Below are 21,338 nucleotides of genomic sequence, written 5' to 3' on the forward strand. Positions count from 1 at the left end.
GATTATAACTGGAACAAGAGTTTTTTACAATTTACCTGGAAATGCAACTCAAAAAAAACAAACACTGATTTATTATATCTCGGGGTTATTATTTTGGATAATTCTAATTGGAACAATAATCTATTTATCTGTACTCTAAAATAAAAAACTAATGGCAACACCGTATCCTATGTAAAGCACTTTCCCGAGTCTTAGGTTAAATATACAATATTTTTCTTTTTTTTAATTCATGATATTATTTTTAGTGTTGAACTGTTGATTACGCTTTTTGCGTTATCAATAATTCAATGCTAGCTTTATAAAACTCCGCATCCTATATGTGGTATCCGTCTTTAGCGAATCCACCAGCATCTCTATGATGATTTTGGCAAACAAGGCAACTTGCTATAAATATGTGATAACTGTATTAGAGTTTCACCTACGGTGTTTTGTTGTCCTATCTTTTGTGCCAATTTTATAATGAGTTTTAAGCTTGTTTTATGTTTTTATTTAACTAACTACACCTACTTCATAAGGAATTTCAGTTCTAATTACTGCATGAATTCGACTCAAGAGTTTCCTCGCTACTTTTACCAATATGCGTTTGACATCTTTACCTGAATGTGACCGATAATAGGCCTGCATAACTGGATCAAAACGCAACGCTTGCCAAGTAGCTTCTACCAAATAACTACGCATTAGCCGATTTGCTCTTGGGGTTAACCCTGAAGTTTTGAGATTATCTCCACTTTGGTGTACCCAGGGAACCAATCCTACATAACTGGCTAATTGTTTGAAATTTTTAAAACGCCTTAAATCACCCAATTCACATAATAATCCACAAGCTACTATGCCTCCTACTCCCGGAACTGATCGTAATAAATAATAATCTTTCTTATAATGCTTACGACAATAGGCAAGTAATTTTGTACTCACATCTCGCTTTTGCTTATCTATATATTCATAGGTAATAAGACGTGTCTCAAAACAATAATCCATTGTAGGATATTCAAAAGTCAAATTTCTTAACCAATCTCTAAAATTATGAGACCAATGACTATTGTCAAATGGCTTTGGAATTTCAATCCCCAAATACAACAATTGCATCTTTATTTGAGTCTTTATTTTTCGATGTTCTTTAACCAGCTCATTTCTTCGACGAAACAAACATCTTAACTGCTCTCGTTCTATTGAAGGAACATGAATTCCTTTGAGTCGGCCATCCTTTAATTCTTTACATAACATACGTGCATCGATCTTGTCGGTCTTTTGAAACTGGGCCTTGGCTGGACGATGAACATCTGCAGGGTTAACAACCTTTGCATGCCATCCAAATGAAATAAAATGTCGATAATGACTAAAGCCACAACAACCCGATTCATAACAGCAATAAACAGTATATCCCTTAAAATGCCTATCCACATACTTTTTTAAACTAAATGCATCTGGTGGAATAGTTAACGATGATCCATCAAAAAGATCCGTTGCAGTACGAATTTTCCAACTTCGCTTGTGTACGTCAATTCCAATAAATAACTTTGATCTAGTAGTATCCTTTGTTTTCATAATAATAAGTTTTTGAACCTTAAAGTTATTAACTAAACTTTGGATACTGCTTTTACATGGTTGCTATAAAAAATTGCTATTTTTAGCTTAACCAATGTGAGGTGCTTTGTTTGCTAGCATCTATTTTTCCTTCGGAAAATCCTCGCACACAAAACCGCACTATTCTTATACGTATTCCAAGGTCAAATCCTAATAATTTATAACTTATTTTTAAGCTGCATATTTTTGGATTTCTACATAAGGCGTTCCTCTTTTCACTACTGCAAATGCTCTTGATAAAATCTTATTTCTAACATTATTTAAAGCAACCATTTTTGGTTTACCTTCTTCGAGTTTCTTCTTGTAATATTGTTTTAGTTCTTTATCGCACTGTATAGCACTCACGCTGGCAAGTGTTAAAAGTGTTTTCATTTTTCTATCTCCTATATGGTGTATTCTATTCCTTCTTCTAATACTGGTTCCAGAACTGTGTTCAAAAGGTGCAACACCACAATAGCTAGAAAATTGTCGCCAACTATTGAATCGTTTAAAGTTGCTCGTGTGATATATAATCTGACAAGAAAGTATTAATCCGACTCCTTTTAAGGTATTTAGAAGCTTAAAATTCTTATCGAGTGATTTATCACTTTTCATTAATTTTTTAATACAAAGTTCTAGAGCTTCAATTTGTTTTGTGAGATAATGAATGGTCTTTTTGATAATTCTACAACAGTTGTCGGTTGAAGGACTACTAAGTAAAGATTGCATTTCTTTAAGGCTACTCATCTTGCCTGTTCGATCTCTTACTAGCTGTTCTCTAATCGATAATAATCTGCCCAACTCTTGAACGTGATTTTCTTTTGGTGTACTAAGAAGTAGTTCTTCTTTATGTAACCAAGCATACCTAGCTATCATACCCGCATCAAGTTTATCTGTTTTACCTCTAACAATACCTACAGATCGTTTGATTGCTAAGGGACTTTGTTCAATATAATCTATATTGTTTTCTGATAGGTAAACACTCAGTTTTGTAGAGTAATGTCCTGTATTCTCAAAACAGAAAAAATAGACTTGCTCTTTTAAATACGTTTCCGTCCATGACAATAGTGCTTTGTAACCCTTAGTAGTGTTAGAAAACACTCGATGTACTGCTCTGTTATGGATATGTGCATCGATTGTTAATTTAGATACATCAATTCCTATAACATCTACATAATTTTTCATATTTTTAAATATTATTTCCTTTTAAAAAGAAATGATTAATAAATGTTGCAATGACTATCACCTTTATTAGGAAAAAATTCCTGGTATTCCAAATGGTCCTAAGCAACCTAAGAGAGACAAGAGGACTCATACGTATATAGGAACTGCTATTCCAAAGACCGTTATAGTTCTCCTCTTGTTTCTTAGTAAAGTTAATTAACTATTTAATAGCACGGTAAAGTAAAGAAGACCGTTAGCGGTCATTGTAGAGCGACAGTACTAACAATTGAACAGACAGACAAAAATTAACATAATCTAAAAATAAAGAAGTAAAAAGTATGAGCAAAATAATCTTTGACAGCGGAATATCGCTTGACGGTTTTTTCGCAGGAGACAACAGAAGTCCTAAGAATCCTATGGGTGGAGTTTCAGGACAAATCCATTCGTGGATGTTTAATCAAAAAGCTTTTTGGGAATACCTTGGGTTTGAAGGAGGAACAGAAGACAGTGCTGACGGAAAATACATTAGAGAAACAATTGCAAGAACGGGTGCATTCATTATGGGTAAACGAATGTTTGAAGAAGGCGAAGCCAGTTGGCCAAATAACCTATACAAAGCAGACGTATATGTTTTAACACACGAAATACGAGAGCCTTGGGTTCAAGAAGGCACGACAACTTTTTACTTTATAAACGATGGAATAGAAAGTGCTTTGGACAAGGCAAGACAATCGGCAAAAGGAAAGGACATAAGAATACAAGGTGGTGCAAACACTATCCAACAGTTTTTGAATGCCGGACTTGTGGACGAGTTTTTCATTCACATTGCCCCTGTTTTTTTAGGAAGTGGTATCCGACTCTTTGACGGCATTGACAAAGACAAATATGACATACAAATTGAAGAAGTAATACCATCTGACTTGACAACTCATTTGAGATATAAATTGACAAATAAATAGAAACAACGAACCGCTATCAACGGCTATTCCAACCGAGCTTAATAACACTTTTAATCATTATAAATGGGAGATAGAAATTTTACACCGTTTCCAGTTTTAAAAACCGAACGGCTAACATTGAGACAGCTTGTTAGTAGTGATGATAATAAAATATTCGCTCTACGTTCAGACATCAACGTTAATAAATATCTAGGCAGAAAACCAAGTCAATCAATTGATGATGCAAAGGTTTTCATTCAGACAATTAATGAAAACATCCAAAAGAACAATTCAATTTATTGGGCAATTACATTTAGCGATACTGACAACCTAATTGGAACAATTTGTTTATTTGACTTTTCAGATGACAATTTAAAGGCAGAAATTGGTTATGAGTTATTACCCGACTTTCAGGGAAAAGGAATAATGCAGGAAGCAACTTCAAAAGTAATTGACTTTGGAATTCAACTTTTAGGACTAAATTCAATAGAAGCATATACGCATTCTGAAAACCAAAGTTCAACTAAACTTTTGGAGAAATTTAATTTTAAAATACATAATGTTGACGGCAATAACCTACTGACATTTAAATTAACATCTAATTTAATAAAAAGTAAACTTAAGCCGTATATAATTAATGGCTAGTTTTAGCTTGCTTACGAATCCCGAAGTGTCGGGACTCGCAGATTTTCTATTCAGTTTTTATTTGCTAAATTAGGTGCTTAAACACGCCACTAATCATATTCAAACACGTTGTACTCTATTTTCGAAATGAAACCAGACAATTACAAATTAATCATTAATTCATTTAAAAAAGTGCTGTAATTATTCAACTCAAGAGGAACATCTGCATTTTTTTCCATATCGTGAAAATGATGTGTTGCTAATAATTCCATTCCTGTAAAAGCATTCATTCTGTGAAACCCAAACATAGCACCTTCATCTACACTTTTTTGATTAAAAAATTCATTTTCTAAAGTAAATGCGGTTTTAGGTGCATTCCAACTTGTAGTAAGTATATATTTTTTTCCGTGCATTAAACCACCAGTCCCGTAATTGATGTTTGGATTTTTTCTACTTCTTCCATCATTTGCATAAATTCCATTTTGATGACCTTCCGTAAAAACTTCATCTATATATTTTTTAAATCCAAAAGGTATTTGAAACCACCAAATTGGAGTATGATAAATCACTATATCTGCCCACTTAAATTTTTCAACTTCTTCTTTTACGTTATAATTTTCACCTACTTGAGTAAATTTTACTTCAAATTCTTCATGCGTATCAAAATATGAAATAGTATTAGTGAAAAGTGTTTCATTAAATCTTCCACCAGAATGTGCAAATGGATGACTTCCATTAATTATAAATATATTTTTCATTTGTCTCTTTTTTTATTTGAGGCAAAATTATAGCAATATTTATTATTGTAAAAATAATACAAATCATACCTTTGTATAAATATTTTAATAGTTATGGTAAATTTAGAATGGTACAGAACATTTAAAGAAATATATGAAAACGGAACTTTAACTAAAGCTTCTATTGCTTTATATGCTTCCCAACCCGGAGTTAGTGTACACTTGAATGCTTTAGAAGCTTATGTTGGCAAAAAACTATTTGAACGTACTTCTAGAAAAATGATTCCAACAGAAGACGGGAAATTTTTATATGAATATATTATTGAATCTTTAAAAAAACTTGAAATAGCAGAACAGCATTTTAAAAAAACAACTCAAGAAAAAAATCCATCAATAAACATTGGAATGTGTTCTGAAATGTTTCAACTTATTATTGAACCCGAAATTCCCAAACTAGACTTTGACCTAGTAGCTAGATTTGGAGCACATACAGATTTAATAAAAGACCTAAATAATGGTATTTTAGATTTAGTAATAACACCTAAAAAACAGAATGAAAAAAAATCATTAGTTGAGTATATTCCGTTTTCAAAAGAAAGAATCGTTTTAATAGCAGGAAATAAAACGAATGTTACTAACATACAAAAACACATTAAATCAAACAACTTAAACAAGTTAGAAGAAGAACTACTTCAAAATGTTTGGTATAGCTCATCAAATGAAATGGAACATTTTAGACGTTTTTGGTTTGAGAATTTTAATAAGAAACCAGCTTTCAAACCCAACTATATTTTACCAAATATTACTTCTATTATAAGATGTTTAAACAATGGCAACGGACTTGCATTAGTTCCAGATTTTTTATGCCAAGAACAAATTTTAAGAAACGAAATAAATTTAGTTTGGGAAGGTAAAGTAAAAACGGAAAACACCTTATATTTTGCATCAAGAACAGATTTGAAATACAAAAAAGAATTAAATACAATTAAGAATATATTTATATCAAAAATGAAATAAACGCAGTACAACAAAAACTGAGTTAAAAAACCAATAAAAGCTCTTTACTTTTCCACTAAAGTACTTTTATAAGAATGATCATATATTACGTATAATTGGGCAAAAGAAGGGTGTAATGTTTCTAAATACATGCCTTGTTTGATACGTAGAGCCGAAGAAAATACTTCCGAAGCCGGACAAACCAGCAGAGAATTAAGCTTGCTAAAAAAAGAACGTACCCGTCGTAAAAAACAAGGGCGTTTGTAAGTGACAATTATGCTATAAAAAGTTACAATTTTAGAACCTAGATAAAGCTTGGCTTTATTTGGGTTTTTATTTTACTAAAAATTTAGCCGTTGCTTAACTATTAAAAACGGCTAAAACTATGTAAACAATGTCAGAAATCCCATAATAATAAAGGGTGTAGCATTATGCAAAAAAAAATAATTACATTTATGGAATTAAAAGATGGTGTAGCTATTACATATATTCCATTGTTATGCTCAATATAACCAACCACTAACCAATGATAAAATTTTTTAGACGTATTCGCCAAAACTTACTTAAGGAAAATAAAACTGGAAAGTATTTAAAATATGCAATCGGCGAAATTGTGCTCGTAGTGATTGGAATTTTGATTGCTCTATCAATAAATAATTGGAATGAAAACAGAAAGAACGCCATAGAAGAAACAAAGATACTTCAAGAACTCAAAAACTCAATATCAACAGACATTAAGCAATTAAATTTAAGGTTGGAATGGGGCAAAAGGGATATTCATTATGCGACTTCGTTACTAAATCATGTAGAGCAAAAATTACCTTATAATGATTCGCTTAATAAGCAATTCGTTATTATTTCAATGGCAGGAATAGAAAAAATGTTTTCGCCACAAATTTCCATATATAAAGTTCTTGAGTCGAAAGGAATCGACTTAATATCAAGTGATAAACTAAAAAAACAAGTTTTAGACTTATACAACATAGAATATCCAAAGTTGGATTATGAATATGAAAATTATCGTATTAATATTCATGATTATGGAAGACCAATTGCCAGAACCCAATTCACAATAGAGAATTATGAAGATCCTGTTATGAAGCCTGCTGACTACAATTCCCTTTCATCTAGTATCGAGTTTATTAATACAGTTAAAGTAATTAGAGTAAACAGTTTTGCCATTAATGGAATATTGGAAGGACTAATCAAGAAATGTCAAGAAATCGAAAATATAATCGATAATGAATTAGAAAAATAACGAAAACATAATAACGTATAAAATTCATGGCTAGTTCACTGCCAACTTACGAATCTTAAAGCGGCGGGACTAGCGTTCCGAGACTTCGGAATTCTGTCTGTGATTTATTTGCTAAATTAGGTGCTTAAAATCGCTGTAAAACATATTTTAAACCATTGTACTTCATGCCGAGTACTCGGGAGAAACCACTAACCAATGATAAAATTCTTTAGAAAAATTAGACAGAAAACTCTGTCTGAAAATAAGTTCGGAAAATACCTAACCTATGCATTCGGAGAAATTATACTAGTAGTAATCGGAATTTTAATTGCGTTGAGCATTAACAATTGGAATGAAGAAAAAAAAGATAAAGATTTCGAGAATGAAATGCTCGCACAAATTCAAGAAAATTTAGCAAACGACAAGAAAACATTAAAGAAAATAAAAATCATTTTTAATAATGCAATTTCTTCTTCCAATAAAATATTGGAACTTAAAAAGACGGAAGAAAATATAGATAGTTTAAAATATTGGCTTGCTGATATTATTCAATTTGAGAGATTCCAACCAATTACTAATTCGTATGAAACATTAAAATCGAAAGGACTTGATAAAGTTTCGAATAAAGAACTACGAATGTTATTAGGAGCTTATTATGATGATGAAATTAATCACGTCATAAAATCAGTTGGAGATGTTGAGTATTCTTTCAATAACGATTGGATACCTGTTATGAAAGAAATTATAGTTGACTTCAAATTTCAAGATTATATAATTGTATCTGACCCAAATATTTTTAATCAACCATCAACTGCCAGAAATATTTTGACATTGAATAAAGACAATTATAGAGGAGGTTTAAACCAAGTGATTTCAGCAATCAATAGTATTGATAAACTAGAAAAGATTTTGGAGAAAACATTGAAAAAATAACGAAAGCAAAGCACCGTGTATAATTCATGCCTAATTCACTGCCAACTTACGAATCTTAAAGTGGCGGGACTCGCGTTCAGAGACTTCGGAATTCTATCTGTGTTTATTTATTTACTTTAGTGCTTAAAACACGCAACTAATTCACAACAACGTTGTGCATAATGTTGAAAAACGAAATTCAAATTGAAAAAAATACCGAAAAATATTAAATACACCATAATTGGAATTTCAACTTTTATATTTTTTTCTCTTAACTCTATGTTCGGAATTAATTTAATAGTTGACTCAATCAATTTGATTCAAAAAATGACGGGATATCATTTTGGCATATCAACAAATACTTTAGATTATCTGACCTTTGCTTCAATTCCTGTTTTTGGAATGTTATATAACTCAACAAGAGCGGAATTTAAAAAGTCGGAATTATTATTGGATTTACTAACTGTTCTTTTTTGCGTACTAATAATATTCGGAATTGGACTTTATTTTCTTATTTATATTGGAAGAAGTCCAAATCCATTGTTTCCAGAATATTTGCTGATTGAACCATTTGACTTTTATTCAACCATGTTAATTGGAATTGGAATTGCAACACCTTTTCTGGCATTGAATCTGATAAAAAATAAAACACTATGTAGACACCATGACCTATGAAAAGCACTAATCAAGTACTCCAAAATTAATATTTTCAACATATTTATAAAACGAACATTTTTTGGGATTATGACGTTTTATTTCTAAATTGCTTTATAGAGTCTAAATAAACGATGAAAAATATTTTATACCTTTTGATTATATTATTTAATTTTAAACTATATATACAATGAAAGTAATTTACTTATTTATAACATGTTTCTTAATTCATTTATCTATTTCTGCACAAGAAATAACAATGGATCAACTTTTTGAAATTGTATCTTGTAAGAGTGATGAAGTTTATGATACAAGTAGTTGTTTCGTGAAAATTGTTAAAGAACATAAATATACCAGACTGGATTATGATAAAGGAGATGAAGGTTATACAGGCAGTAAGATTGGGGCTAGAAAGAAGCATTACGGACCAAAAAGTACAGATAAAACTGCTAAAATAAATTCAATTTATTTTTTAGTTTTCCAGCTAAAGTTTATGTCTATAATTTATACAGATGATGAACAACACTTTAATGATTTATACCAAACAGTTTCTTCATCTAAAAAATATGTAAGAATGCCAAATAAAGAGGGAAGTAGCAAGTTTAAAGATTGGGTTTATCAACTAGTTGAAAACCCAAATTATGAAATCACTTTTATCAAGCATCCTGAATATAAAGGTGGAGACTTTTCAATATCTGTTTCCAAACGCTGGTAAATAAGAAAAGTTTAATTAAACGATATAATATACTTAATAAGGTCGCCAAATCTTTTGATTTGGTATTAAAAGAGAAAATTAAAACAATCCCGAAGTTTCGGGAGCAAAAGATTTGTCTTGTGGCTAAAACGAAAGTAATCGCTTGTTTTCTGCCCAACTTGCCATATGTTTAACATTATACTTAATTGAAGATTAGAATGAAAAAGTTACTTAAATGGATTAAGCGAATTTTAATAGCAATCATTGGCTTAATCGCAGTTTTAATGATTGGCCTTTATATCACTTTCTTCTTTTGGAAAAAAGCTGCAATTCAAAATTTACCTCAAAATTCGAAAGTAATAACTACCTCCGAAGGACCTGTAGAGTACACTTTAAACGGTAATTCAGACCGATATATGCTCATGATTCATGGATCTCCAGGTAGTGTACATGTTGCAGGGGGTGAATCATTTCTTAAGAAAGATTTTAGTGTGTTGGCGGTCTCAAGACCTGGTTATTATAAAACACCATTATCCTCTGGGGGAACCCCCAAAGACGAAGCGGCACTCTATAAAAGCTTATTAGATGAGCTAAAAATTGATGCTGTTTATGTCAATGGAATATCTGGTGGTGGGCCCCCAAGTATTCAGTTTGCGATAGATTATCCAGACAGATGTGCAGCACTGATACTATCTGCAGCTGTTTCTGAAAAAATGGAAGACACAACGGATGACAATGGCCTTTTAAGTTCCTTCTTTCAAACTGAATTTGGTACATGGTTAGGAATTCAAATTGCTAAAACTCAAATGTCTAAGGAAGAAAGTGAAATCATGGATTGGTTTGTTGAAAGAGGTCTATTCCCATTCGTGTCAATTGATGATGGTTTAGAAAACGATAACAATGTGGTCTTCCATTTAAAAGATTTAAAATTGGAGCAAATAAAGGCTCCTACCATCCTATTTCATGGTGATAAAGATGACAACGTTCCATATTCTCACTCACAGAATGCGGCCAAAAGAATACCAAATTCAACGCTTTTTGAAATGAAAGGAAAAGACCATTATGTTTTTTTTACTTCTTATAGCGATACTATTAATACTGAAATTATACAGTTTATCGACATTGTAGAAACACATGAAAAATAAGTATAACTCGGTATATAAAATCATAGCACCTTTCGTGATGCTACGTACCAACTATTAATCGTTATATCTAATTACAACAAAAATTATGAGAACAATTATAAATAAAATTAAAACGCTAACATTTTCAATTTTGTTTATAGTTGCGTTACTGGGGTGTAACTCAAAAAACAAAGATAAAGAGTCTATTAAAGACGCTCAAAGAGTGGCTTCCCAAAATGTCCTTTCCTCAGTGATTGATTCTATTCATTCAGAAATAAATGATGGAGATTATGGATTAATTGACCGCTTTATGGTCATACAAAATGATGAGTTATTGGCAGATTTTAAATATAAGCAGGACTATGAAACTATTGTTCAAAAATATGACACAACTAATCATCAATATAATTTCAATAGTACAGATTGGCATCCATACTACAAGCAAACTGAATTACACACGCTTCAATCTGTAACCAAAAGTATTACTTCAATCCTTTTAGGTATTACGTTAGATTTGAACGAAGATTATAATGTTGACAACAAAGTAATGCCTTTGTTGACTGGTTATGATACTTACTTTCTAGATAAACGAAAGCAAAATATATCTATTAAAGATTTATTGACAATGAGAAGTGGAATACAATGGAATGAAGAGACTGACCATAATGATACTACAAATGACTGTTTTAGGTTGGAATCAAGCGACAACTGGGTAGAATATGTTTTGAGTAAGCCTATGGATACCATACCAGGAACAAGATTCGTGTATAATGGAGGAGGAACTGTTCTTTTAGGTAAAATCATTAGAACCATTACGGGCAAACGAATTGATGATTGGGCAGAAGAAAAATTATTTGAGCCACTCGGCATTACAGATTACTATTGGAAAGAAACGCCTGATGGAGAAATTGATACAGAAGGAGGTTTGTACCTTAAGGCAGAAGACTTGGCTAAAATTGGTTCATTGTTTTTGAACAAAGGGAAATGGAACGGTAAGCAAATTGTATCTGAAAGTTGGGTTACAACATCCACAAGCCCTTTACTTAAAAACGTAAAACCTCATTGGAAAAGTGTTACGGGATACGGGTATCAATGGTGGATTCCTGAATATACGGATAATGACAAAACCAATATTTATTCCGCCAATGGATATGGAGGTCAGTATTTAATGATAGCACCAAAACATAATTTAATAATTGTCTTTAATGGTTGGAATATAAATAATGATCCAGAACAGTCAACTTATAGAGCTTTGCAAGACAGAATAATTCCGGCACTTAAGAATAAATAACCGAGTATAACACGGTATAAAAATAATTGCTCAATTTTGGGTGTAACCAAAGCTCGTTGCAAGTTTACTACGTCTCATTTTCCTACGGAAAATCCTCGCATGTAAACCCGCAACCCTTTTTATACCAACCGTTGTGCTTCATTAAGAAAACCACTAACCAATGATAAAATTTTTTAGACGTATTCGTCAAAACTTACTTAAGGAAAACAAAACTGGAAAATATCTAAAATATGCAATCGGAGAAATTATTCTGGTAGTTATTGGAATTTTAATTGCTCTAGGTATAAATAATTGGAACCAAAACAGAATTACTGAAAATGAAGAAGTTGCAATTCTAAAAGCGATGAAAACAGATTTTTTGGAAACCCAAAACAGAACTAAAGCGACAATTAAAAATCAAGAAACCGTCGTTAAATTTTGCTACAAATTGCAAATGACAATGAATGAACAAAAAGATATTGATTCTATTGGAGAATATATTTATCGCGGAGCAATATCATACTGGAGAGTAGAACCCGTTAATGGAACTTATGATGGACTGATTGGCTCTGGTAAAACTGACATTATAAAAAATCAAAAATTGAAGAGTTTACTTGCTGAATTTTCAGCAGAAATCAAATATGGTTTTGAAGATGAAGACTTTTGTTTAGAATTGACATCATCATTGGTGGAGAAATCGAGTAATTATGCTGCCTATTTGGAACCTGAAAGAGATAGAAAAAGTAATGGTTTAAACAAACCAATAACTGAAGAAGAAAGAAATAGTGCAATTATTAAACATCTAAAAAATGATTCGTTTTTAGGTGTTTTGGTAACAAAATCTGATTTAGAAAAGAATAGATTGGAATATCAAAAAAATATTTTAAAGTTTGTTGAAAATATTATAGCACAAATTGAATCCGAATTAGTAAAAAAAGAATAACGAAAGCACAACTAAGTATTGTTTACACACAGCTATTCATGCTAAATTTCACAGAGCACTTTGATAACACTTATTACCTAGATTTATAATTTGCTTTTTTGCCATTTTAATGCTACATTTGAAAGACTGTCGCTAAATAAAACCTACTCCAACCCAATTGAAGTGCTGTATACCTTAGCTATGTAAATTCAAGAAAATACGATAATAATTATAACGGGTATAAACGTAATACGTTTATACAATAGTTAGCGTTTATTTAACACAACCAATTCAAGACAATCAAACATCGGTAAAAATGCAAAAAAAATTAATTCTTTTCATTATCTGGAGCGGGAGTCTATTGACAACCAACTCATGCGGAGGCGTGAAAAACTCTAAACCAATCGATATTGACGGAAATGTGTATAATACAGTAATAATTGGAGACCAGGAATGGACCAACGAAAACATTTACGTGAGCAGGTTTAATAATGGAGATTTAATTGTACAAGCTAAAACTAATGAAGAATGGGAAGAAGCTGACGATTCGGGAATCCCTGCATGGTGCTACTATCAAAACATGGAGGAAAACGGAAAATTATATGGTAAGTTATATAATTGGCACGCCGTTAATGACTCACGTGGTTTGGCTCCAGAAGGTTGGCATATTCCAAATAAAGATGAGTGGAATGAACTCATTGATTTTTTAGGTGGAAAGGAAATCGCAGGTTCCAAAATGAAATCATCTAACTCATCTAGTGTAAATGATAATGAAGGACTTGGAAGTCATTTTAACGGACTTTTGGGAGGCTTACGGAATGCTTCAGGTAATTTTAGTGGTATAGTCGAACATGGATATTGGTGGACTTCTACTGAATCTTCTGAATATCATGGAAATCAAGTACAGCTTCATAAAAATAGTGATGAAACTTTTATTTTTTCGCATTATAAAGGTCATGGACATTCTCTAAGATTTGTAAGAGATTAGTTATTACCGGGAGATTATATTCGATAATGTGGAGCAAAAAACAAACGCTAACAATGGCTATAGCAAATAGGGCATAAAGTGCTATATTTAAAGGTCCGGGCGTATTTGCTAAGTCCGCCAAATCTTTTGGATTTGGCTTTTAAAATGAAAAAGATAAAAACAAAACAAAAAGCTTTGGCTCGCAGACCAGACGGAAACGAAAAGTTTCCTTGCCTGCCCTACTTGCCATAGCCGAGACGTTACAAGTTATTAACAATAATTGACTGCTACTAAATAAAGTTTAATAAACACAATAATTAAAAATATAATTTATGAAACATATATTATCTATAATAGCACTGTTAACTCTATCAAATACAATCTTAGCCCAAGATTTTGAGCTAATACCTTATAGAATAGAAAATAAATGGGGATTTTGTGATTCGACCAAAAAAATAATAATAGAACCAAAATTTCAAGATGTAATTCCTTTTAACAAAGGATATGCAGCAGTCAAAGAAAATAATAAATGGGGGTTTATTGATTTGGATGGAAAAGAAACTATTAAACCAAAATATGACTCTATTTCTAACTATTTTCAGAAATTTTTTATTGGCGGCGATTTTGACTCTCCAATTTATAAAACAGGAATTAAAGTCTATGAAAATACTAAATCATTCTATGTCGATATTAATGGAATTCAGTTCGAAAATGAACCAGAAGTATTCGATGTAGTTTCTGACGAATTAGATGATGAAATTAAAATAGTAGAAAAAAATGGTAAATATGGCGTAGAAAACACATTATTCGATAGAACTCTAGAACCTAAATATGATTCCATAAAAGTTACAAAAATTGGAATAATCGCAAAACTTAATGAAAAATTTGGTGTTATAGATTTAAATAAACTTACCATAAAAATTCCACTAGATTATAAATCCATCGAACCTACAGAAGATAACCAAGGTTATTATGTAACAAATGACAAAGATAAAATTGGTTATTTTGATAAAAAAGGAAATAAAAAAATAGCTCCTGAATATAAAGTTCTAGTAAAACTTTTAAATTCTAACCTTGGGTTTAAATTTAGTAAAAACAGTAAAATATATGGTTATATCAATGTCGAGAATGAAACACCAAAGATTATTGACCCCAAATACTTAACTATTAACACTTTTGTAAAAGGCTACTCAAAAGTTAAAACTAAAGATGGTAAGTATGGATATATTAATTCTTTAGGTTCTGAATACTTTGAAAAATAACGACTTGTAACAATGGTAATCGTTGCACAAGCACCAAAATAGACCATCTGGATTAATTGGGGATTTATTTTTAGTAGTTTTAAGCGTGGCTATAATTTTTTCTGTCCCCTATTTCATCTTTTTTAAAAGGCTTAAAATGGCTTGATCTGCTCAATATATGCCAAAAACAGTGAGTTAAGTACAGCGCAAGTGATTTGGCATCACTTCTGACAACTTTACTTGTGAATTTTAGGTACTTTTTCAGGTTGTAGGCAATGGCGGAGAGATGCATCACCTTGTTGGCTTGCTCAATGCCAATGGTATTTATTTTACGTAAGCCCATGAATTGAGTTAGCGTTCCAAAGACAGGTTCAACAGTACTCTGTCGTTTTGATTTCATATAACGACCTTGGTTGCTGCTTACGCGATGGTTATTTCGTTCGTATTCTTCTCTGTAATAAGTTACCGAAAATTTCTTTTCTTGTGCTGTCTTACCTAAACATTGTTTTCTTATCGGACAGTCTCTACAAATTTTTGAGGAGATTCTATATTCCTTTTTCTTACTACCTGTTCTATAATCATTAAACACTTTTTTAAAGGGAACGATATGACCCTCTGGACAGAGATAATGATCCTCTTGTTTGACATATTCAAAATCCTCAGGACCGCCTTTATACGTCCCGTGAGGTGGTATAAAACTTCGTAAACCTATTTTTTCCAAAAAAGCATAATTCTCTCCATCACTATAGCCTGTATCGGCCACTAGATTTTGCCATAAGATCCCTTGTTTGTTCAATCGTTTTTTTAATCGAGGTACAATGTCTTGTAAGTATTGGCTGTCTTTCTTATCTGCCTTATACGCTTTAATGTCAGTGATTACATGATGTCCAGTGTCAACACTTAGCTGACTCATATAGTTCAGCTTGCGTGCCTTGCCTGGCTTTACACTAATTTTAGCATCCGGATCGGTGGGACTATAATGCGTTTTGTTTGAGGTGTATTTTGAGTTTTTATTGTTTGCACCCGTGCGTTGATCTTGATCTTTTGACCATTTTTTATTCCGACTTTTAATAGCAGACAATTCTTGCTTGGTGGCACTAATTTTTTTTTGAGCATCTGAAGCTTTATTCTCTTTGGCTTTTCGAATAGGCTTTTGTTTATCCATGCTACTGATATGGCGTAGCTTTTTTAAGTGGTCTTCTAATTCTTCTTCAGGCACTTTTAACTCCAAGGTATCCATCGAGGCATTTGCCTTTATTGGAGCAGAATCTATCGCTTGAGTATGGCCACTTACCATGCCTTTGTCAACACACATAATTAAAACACGCGTAAAGACTTCTTCAAAAACTTTTTCTGGATATAATTGACGCGTACGACTTATTGTGCTATGCCAGGGCAACTCTTCATCAATATCATAGCCTAAAAAATACAATATGTCCAAACGTAAACTACAATGGGCAATCAACTGTCGATCACTGATAATATTCTCTAAATATCCCACCAAACACAACTTGAAAAACACGGTAGGATCTATGCTCTTTTGACCACTGTCTCCATAATAAGGACGTGTCAGTACATATAGAAAATGTAGGTCTAATTCCCCATTTAATCGTCGATAAAAATTCTCCTTTGGAATCCGATCACTCATTCGGAATTGAGTGAATAATTTCTCTTGATACTCTTTTTTGCCTTGCATACCTCAAGATACAGAATATCAGTCTAATGACTAATAAATTCATGCGTTTTTTAGTTCATTTTATCCCTAATTATATATATCTTGTGCAACAGGCACAATGGCTATAAGTAATTGCTTGTTCTCGCCTACTTCTGAAAATCCTCGCGGATTTTCAGATTGGTGTGTACTTGCGAAGTTAAGTGCTAACCCACGCAACTACTCATAGCCGAGACCGTTGTAGAGCATTATGATCCGTCCTTAAATATGAATCTAAAAGAAAAAATCATCTCTGAATACTTGAATACTTGCAAGAATTATTTAAACAAAATAACTGAATTTAAAGAGATTATACCACAAAATATTAATTATACTAATACACTCTTTAATTCACAATCAGAGTATCAAAATTTCAAAAAAGAATCTTTAAATGAACTTGTAGCTCAGATTAAAAAGATTATCGCTCAATTAGAAAAATACAATTTATTCAAAACACTAAATGGAAAAATTATTCGATTGGTAATTAACAATAACCTGACAAATGCAAAATTTTATGATTACGCAATATCTGATTATAATTATAGAGATATTGAACCTCAATTATTTGAAATAATAAATTTTAATGCTAAACATTTATCACAATTATCGAGAAAATTAAGAGAATTAAAAATTAACAATGAATAATACAACGATTCCATTAACTCCTGAAGAATTAAAAGTAGTTGAAACCAAATACAATAAGGGTATTACAAAGTTGAAAAAAGTATTAGTAATTGCTCCTATTCTAGGTATTGTGTCATTATTAACTCCACCAGAATTTTGGAATGTCATAAAGATTTTTGATAAAAAGAGGAGTATTCGAAATTTAGAAGACCTTACTGAACCAATGTACCATAGCTCTACAATGATTATAATTGTAATTTTAGCGGTGATATGTTCAATTTTGTTAACTTACTTTGCCTATGTCCATTATGTCAAAAAAGATTTTAATGAAAAAGTGAAACTGAGAGGTGATTATAAAGTAGTGAGAGTAGAAAACCTAAGCAAGAGAGTGGCAGAAAACCTAGATGGCTTAGACACAATATTACATTTCGAAAAGAATGACACCAAAATCAAAAAACATCTATTCAAAAAATCTAAAAATCCTGAATTATTAAATGCAAAAGGAATAACAATTGAAATTTCAAAACATTCTGGAATAATTTTTTTAGAAAGAATAATAGAATAACGCACAACAACAACAATAACAACAACAATAACAACAACAACAACAACAACAATAACAATAACAACAACAACAATAACAATAACAACAACTTGTATAATTAATTGCTTGGGTCTGTGTGTACTCGGAAAATCCTTCGGATTTTCCTAACGTTCGGTTTCCTTTTACTAAATTAGTTGCATAAACCACGTTACACACGAGCAAAACGAACTGGCGAAACAAACCGTATACAACAACGTGATCAGCCAGCTGAATTGAAGAAATAGCAATTAATGAAACAAAACGAAAGAATCATAATTATTGGTGCCGGACTTAGCGGTCTTACCTTAGCCTATTTATTATCAAAAAAGAATGTGTTTGCAACAGTTTTGGAAGCCTCAAATAGGTCAGGGGGTAGAATACAAACCATAAAAGGAGAAAATGAAACACCCCTAGAATTAGGTGCTACTTGGTTCTCTGATATGCATCCCAACTTAATTTCATTACTGGATGAATTAGAATTAAAAAAATTCCCTCAATATTCTAAAGGAAAATGTTTATTTCAAACCAAATCATTTGAACCAGCTCAGGAATTTTATATACCCGAAGCTGAAACGCCATCTTATAGAATTGCAGGCGGAACAGAGCGTTTAATAAATACGCTGAATAAAAAAATAGATGCTGAACAAATTAAACTAAAAACAAAAGTTGTTTCCATTGAAGAAACTGAAAATGAAATAATAGTTCAATCTAATAAAGAAGAAAAATTTATAGCTGATAAAGTGATCTTATGCTTACCTGCTCAGTTGGTGGGTTCGCAAATTAAATTTATTCCTGAATTGCCTAACACTATTGCAGTTGTTTTACCAACAGTCCAAACTTGGATGGCGGGCTCCATTAAATTTGTTTTAGAATATTCTGAACCGTTTTGGAGAGAAAATGGATATTCCGGAATGTTATACAGTCATGTAGGAATTGTTTCTGAAATGTACGACCATACAAATTTTGAAGAAGATAAATTTGGTTTCACAGGCTTCTTGAGTGGTAGTGCATCAACCTATACTAAAGAACTCAGAAAGGAACTTGTATTAAGGCAATTAGAAGAACTTTTAGGAAAAGAGGTTTCGACTCCTTTAACTTACCATGAAAAAATATGGACAGACGAATTTATTCTAAATGGTAATCAAATAATCAATATACCACATCAAAATAATGGACATCCGTTATTTCAGAAAACCTATATGGGGGATAAATTATTTTTTTCAGGGACAGAATCCATTGCTGAATTCTCTGGCTATATGGAAGGAGCAATACTTTCAGCGAAACATACGTTGAAAAAAATATTAACATAAAAAAGTCAGCAAGTAACAGCCTATATAATTAAGTGCTAGTATAAGCCTATTTGTGAATCCCGAAGTGTTGTGTTTCTTGTTCCGAGACTTCGGAATTTCTCACAAAGCGTCTTGATGTTTTTTTTGCTAAATTAGAGGCATAAAACACGCAACAAAACTGTTGTCATTCATCTCGAGTACTCGGAACTAACCTACAACCCATGATAAAATTCTTTCGTAAAATTCGTCAAAATCTGCTTTCAGAAGGAAAAACGGGAAAGTATTTAAAATACGCTTTAGGTGAAATTGTGCTTGTTGTTATTGGTATTTTGATTGCGTTACAGATTAATAATTGGAACCAAAACAGACTTAACCGCATAACAGAAATCGCTTATTTAAAAAGTATTAAAAAAGAAATCATAACAAATTATCAATTTAATCAATCATTGGTAATAAACAGGTACCCAAAAAAAATTAAAGGTCTTAAATTGGCGAAAAAATTTTGTGAAAATGAAATAAAAGTTACTGATACATTAGAATTTTTAAATAATGTTACTTACGGTGGTGTTTTTTCTAATGGTTATAATTTTGGTACTAGAAGTTCTTACGATGAACTAATAAATACGGGTAATTTACAACTAATTAAAAAAGATACAATAAAAAATAGTATTGCTAATTATTACGCTTACACAGATGTGGTAATTGAAAGAGCTATAGTGCACTCCAGTAACTTTTCTAATTATACATCAGAATTACGCCCATTTGACTCAAAAAAACCAACTTTTATTTCTAAATCTGACCAGCTTGAAATGATGGAATGTTTTAAGTCGATAAAATTTAAGAAACTAGTTGACCTTGAACTTTCTTATGCCTACAAAGTAAGAGATTATATAAAAAATGTTAATGCAATGGGCGAACAAACTATAAATCTTATTAACCAGGAATTAAAATAACGAAAGCACAACACCAAGTGTAATTAATGGCTAGTTTTCGCTCATTTACAAATCCTGAACTATTGTGTCTCGCGTTTCGAGACTTCTGAATTTCTCTCGAAGCATCTGGTCTTTTTTTTTTTGCTAAATTAGAGGCATAAAACACGCAACACACTAATCAAGCAAACCCTAAACAATAACGTTGTGTTTCATTAAATAAAACGTAAAAACTTGAAAAAAATATTGATACTACTCTTTACCATTAGTACAACTATTATTTGTATGTCAATGGTTGCTACTGGACCCTCTTCAATTGAGTCTGAAATTATACCGATTTCTATAAATGAAAAAGGACAAATTCTTTGTAAGACACGTTTCACTCAAAATAAGATGGGTGCTTATAACCCTATGATCGTAGAATATGGGTATTGTATTCTGACTGACACCTCAATAATAGAAATTCAGACTACCATTCTTAACCCTAATACGTTCAATAATCAAGATATATACTATGAAAAACGAAACTATTGGGACAACATATTTAGAGGTAAGACAAGTGTACAGCAATTAAATACAGTTACAACTCAGGTATTAAAAAATAAATATAATTTTTCTGAAGTGAATACTGACGTATATAAAGTAGATAGAGAAATTTCAATACTTGAGTTTGAAAAGCAAAAGAAAATATCATTAAAGGAGAAAAGACAAAGAGCTCTAAAAAATGCTAAGAGTACAACATATCATTCAAAAAAAATAGTACATATTATGTACGACTTTGGCGATATTATATGTTTAAAAAACAAAACCAATTCAGACGATATTGAAATCGGAGCTTATTTCGATTATTTTATTCCTTGGGAAAATGAAAATGGAATAGAAGAAAAGTTAGATTATGATATAAATACCATTGTGGGCATACTCAACTTAAAATAAAACGAAAGCACAACACCAAGTGTCATTTATGGCTAGTACAAGCCTACGTACAAAAAGCCTACAACATATAACTAGAAAGTAATACACTACTAAAACCAATAGTTTTATTTTAGTTAAAAGTGGGTTTCAAAAAAGATTGAAAGCCAATATATCTCTGAAAGTTGTACTATTTAAAATGCAATGAAAAACAATTAATTCTAGTGTTAAACTAAAGATTAGTCCC

General features: G+C 31.6%; 21 protein-coding genes and 1 pseudogene. 18 read left to right on the forward strand and 4 right to left on the reverse strand.

Annotated features, from left to right (window positions below):
* Positions 1-489: 489 nt before the first annotated feature.
* Positions 490-1,545 (reverse strand): IS110 family RNA-guided transposase, encoded by a 1,056-nt coding sequence (locus tag FF125_RS08180; RefSeq protein ID WP_138949303.1) that lies wholly within the window; start codon positions 1,543-1,545, stop codon positions 490-492.
* 210 nt (positions 1,546-1,755) lie between these two features.
* A complete protein-coding gene (locus tag FF125_RS08185) occupies positions 1,756-2,748 on the reverse strand; it encodes an IS110 family RNA-guided transposase (protein WP_138948262.1) in 993 nt (330 codons plus the stop codon).
* A 317-nt stretch (positions 2,749-3,065) separates the two neighbouring features.
* On the opposite strand from FF125_RS08185, the gene FF125_RS08190 reads away from it, so the two are divergent.
* Positions 3,066-3,686 carry a dihydrofolate reductase family protein gene (locus FF125_RS08190; RefSeq protein WP_138949304.1) on the forward strand — a complete coding sequence of 207 codons (621 nt, stop codon included), beginning with the start codon at positions 3,066-3,068 and terminating at the stop codon, positions 3,684-3,686.
* 63 nt (positions 3,687-3,749) lie between these two features.
* Entirely contained in the window at positions 3,750-4,310 is a 561-nt protein-coding gene (locus FF125_RS08195; protein WP_138949305.1) for a GNAT family N-acetyltransferase, read from the forward strand.
* A 140-nt stretch (positions 4,311-4,450) separates the two neighbouring features.
* Here FF125_RS08195 and FF125_RS08200 read toward each other — a convergent pair whose 3' ends face one another.
* A complete protein-coding gene (locus FF125_RS08200) occupies positions 4,451-5,047 on the reverse strand; it encodes an NAD(P)H-dependent oxidoreductase (protein ID WP_138949306.1) in 597 nt (198 codons plus the stop codon).
* A gap of 93 nt (positions 5,048-5,140) precedes the next feature.
* Between FF125_RS08200 and FF125_RS08205 the strand changes: the two genes are divergently transcribed.
* From FF125_RS08205 to FF125_RS08255, 11 genes and pseudogenes are all read left to right on the forward strand, one after another.
* Entirely contained in the window at positions 5,141-6,043 is a 903-nt protein-coding gene (locus tag FF125_RS08205) for a LysR family transcriptional regulator (RefSeq protein ID WP_138949307.1), read from the forward strand.
* Between the two features lie 81 nt (positions 6,044-6,124).
* Positions 6,125-6,289 (forward strand): annotated as a pseudogene (locus tag FF125_RS22100) (proline dehydrogenase family protein); the annotation flags it as partial.
* 259 nt (positions 6,290-6,548) lie between these two features.
* Positions 6,549-7,280, forward strand: a complete 732-nt coding sequence (locus tag FF125_RS21875; RefSeq protein WP_175418888.1) for a DUF6090 family protein — start codon at positions 6,549-6,551, stop codon at positions 7,278-7,280.
* A gap of 195 nt (positions 7,281-7,475) precedes the next feature.
* Complete coding sequence (locus FF125_RS08220) at positions 7,476-8,192, forward strand: DUF6090 family protein (protein WP_138949308.1); 717 nt, start codon at positions 7,476-7,478, stop codon at positions 8,190-8,192.
* Between the two features lie 306 nt (positions 8,193-8,498).
* Positions 8,499-8,846, forward strand: a complete 348-nt coding sequence (locus tag FF125_RS08225; protein WP_175418889.1) for a hypothetical protein — start codon at positions 8,499-8,501, stop codon at positions 8,844-8,846.
* Between the two features lie 169 nt (positions 8,847-9,015).
* Entirely contained in the window at positions 9,016-9,540 is a 525-nt protein-coding gene (locus FF125_RS08230) for a hypothetical protein (protein ID WP_138949310.1), read from the forward strand.
* A 197-nt stretch (positions 9,541-9,737) separates the two neighbouring features.
* Positions 9,738-10,664: an alpha/beta fold hydrolase gene (locus tag FF125_RS08235; protein ID WP_138949311.1), complete on the forward strand. Its 927-nt coding sequence runs from the start codon at positions 9,738-9,740 to the stop codon at positions 10,662-10,664.
* An 85-nt stretch (positions 10,665-10,749) separates the two neighbouring features.
* On the forward strand, positions 10,750-11,934 hold the full coding sequence (locus tag FF125_RS08240; protein WP_138949312.1) for a serine hydrolase domain-containing protein: 1,185 nt from the start codon (positions 10,750-10,752) through the stop codon (positions 11,932-11,934).
* Between the two features lie 160 nt (positions 11,935-12,094).
* Complete coding sequence (locus tag FF125_RS08245; RefSeq protein WP_138949313.1) at positions 12,095-12,856, forward strand: DUF6090 family protein; 762 nt, start codon at positions 12,095-12,097, stop codon at positions 12,854-12,856.
* 295 nt (positions 12,857-13,151) lie between these two features.
* Positions 13,152-13,823, forward strand: a complete 672-nt coding sequence (locus tag FF125_RS08250) for a fibrobacter succinogenes major paralogous domain-containing protein (protein ID WP_138949314.1) — start codon at positions 13,152-13,154, stop codon at positions 13,821-13,823.
* A 311-nt stretch (positions 13,824-14,134) separates the two neighbouring features.
* Positions 14,135-15,064: a WG repeat-containing protein gene (locus FF125_RS08255; protein WP_138949315.1), complete on the forward strand. Its 930-nt coding sequence runs from the start codon at positions 14,135-14,137 to the stop codon at positions 15,062-15,064.
* Positions 15,065-15,143: 79 nt separating this feature from the next.
* Here the strand turns inward: FF125_RS08255 and FF125_RS08260 are convergent, their stop codons facing one another.
* Positions 15,144-16,739: an IS1182 family transposase gene (locus FF125_RS08260; RefSeq protein WP_250629571.1), complete on the reverse strand. Its 1,596-nt coding sequence runs from the start codon at positions 16,737-16,739 to the stop codon at positions 15,144-15,146.
* Positions 16,740-16,982: 243 nt separating this feature from the next.
* Between FF125_RS08260 and FF125_RS08265 the strand changes: the two genes are divergently transcribed.
* The 5 genes from FF125_RS08265 (at position 16,983) to FF125_RS08290 (ending at position 21,115) form a co-directional block, all read left to right on the forward strand.
* Positions 16,983-17,399 (forward strand): hypothetical protein, encoded by a 417-nt coding sequence (locus FF125_RS08265; RefSeq protein WP_138949316.1) that lies wholly within the window; start codon positions 16,983-16,985, stop codon positions 17,397-17,399.
* Positions 17,392-17,943 (forward strand): hypothetical protein, encoded by a 552-nt coding sequence (locus FF125_RS08270; protein ID WP_138949317.1) that lies wholly within the window; start codon positions 17,392-17,394, stop codon positions 17,941-17,943. The genes FF125_RS08265 and FF125_RS08270 overlap by 8 nt, the downstream gene beginning before the upstream one ends.
* A gap of 269 nt (positions 17,944-18,212) precedes the next feature.
* Positions 18,213-19,271 (forward strand): flavin monoamine oxidase family protein, encoded by a 1,059-nt coding sequence (locus FF125_RS08280; protein ID WP_138949318.1) that lies wholly within the window; start codon positions 18,213-18,215, stop codon positions 19,269-19,271.
* 200 nt (positions 19,272-19,471) lie between these two features.
* Entirely contained in the window at positions 19,472-20,203 is a 732-nt protein-coding gene (locus tag FF125_RS08285) for a DUF6090 family protein (RefSeq protein WP_138949319.1), read from the forward strand.
* A 210-nt stretch (positions 20,204-20,413) separates the two neighbouring features.
* Positions 20,414-21,115, forward strand: coding sequence for a hypothetical protein (locus FF125_RS08290; protein WP_138949320.1), 702 nt, complete (start codon positions 20,414-20,416; stop codon positions 21,113-21,115).
* Positions 21,116-21,338: the final 223 nt, after the last annotated feature.

It is taken from the genome of Aureibaculum algae (genome assembly GCF_006065315.1).
In the GTDB taxonomy this organism is placed as follows: Bacteria; Bacteroidota; Bacteroidia; order Flavobacteriales; family Flavobacteriaceae; genus Aureibaculum; species Aureibaculum algae.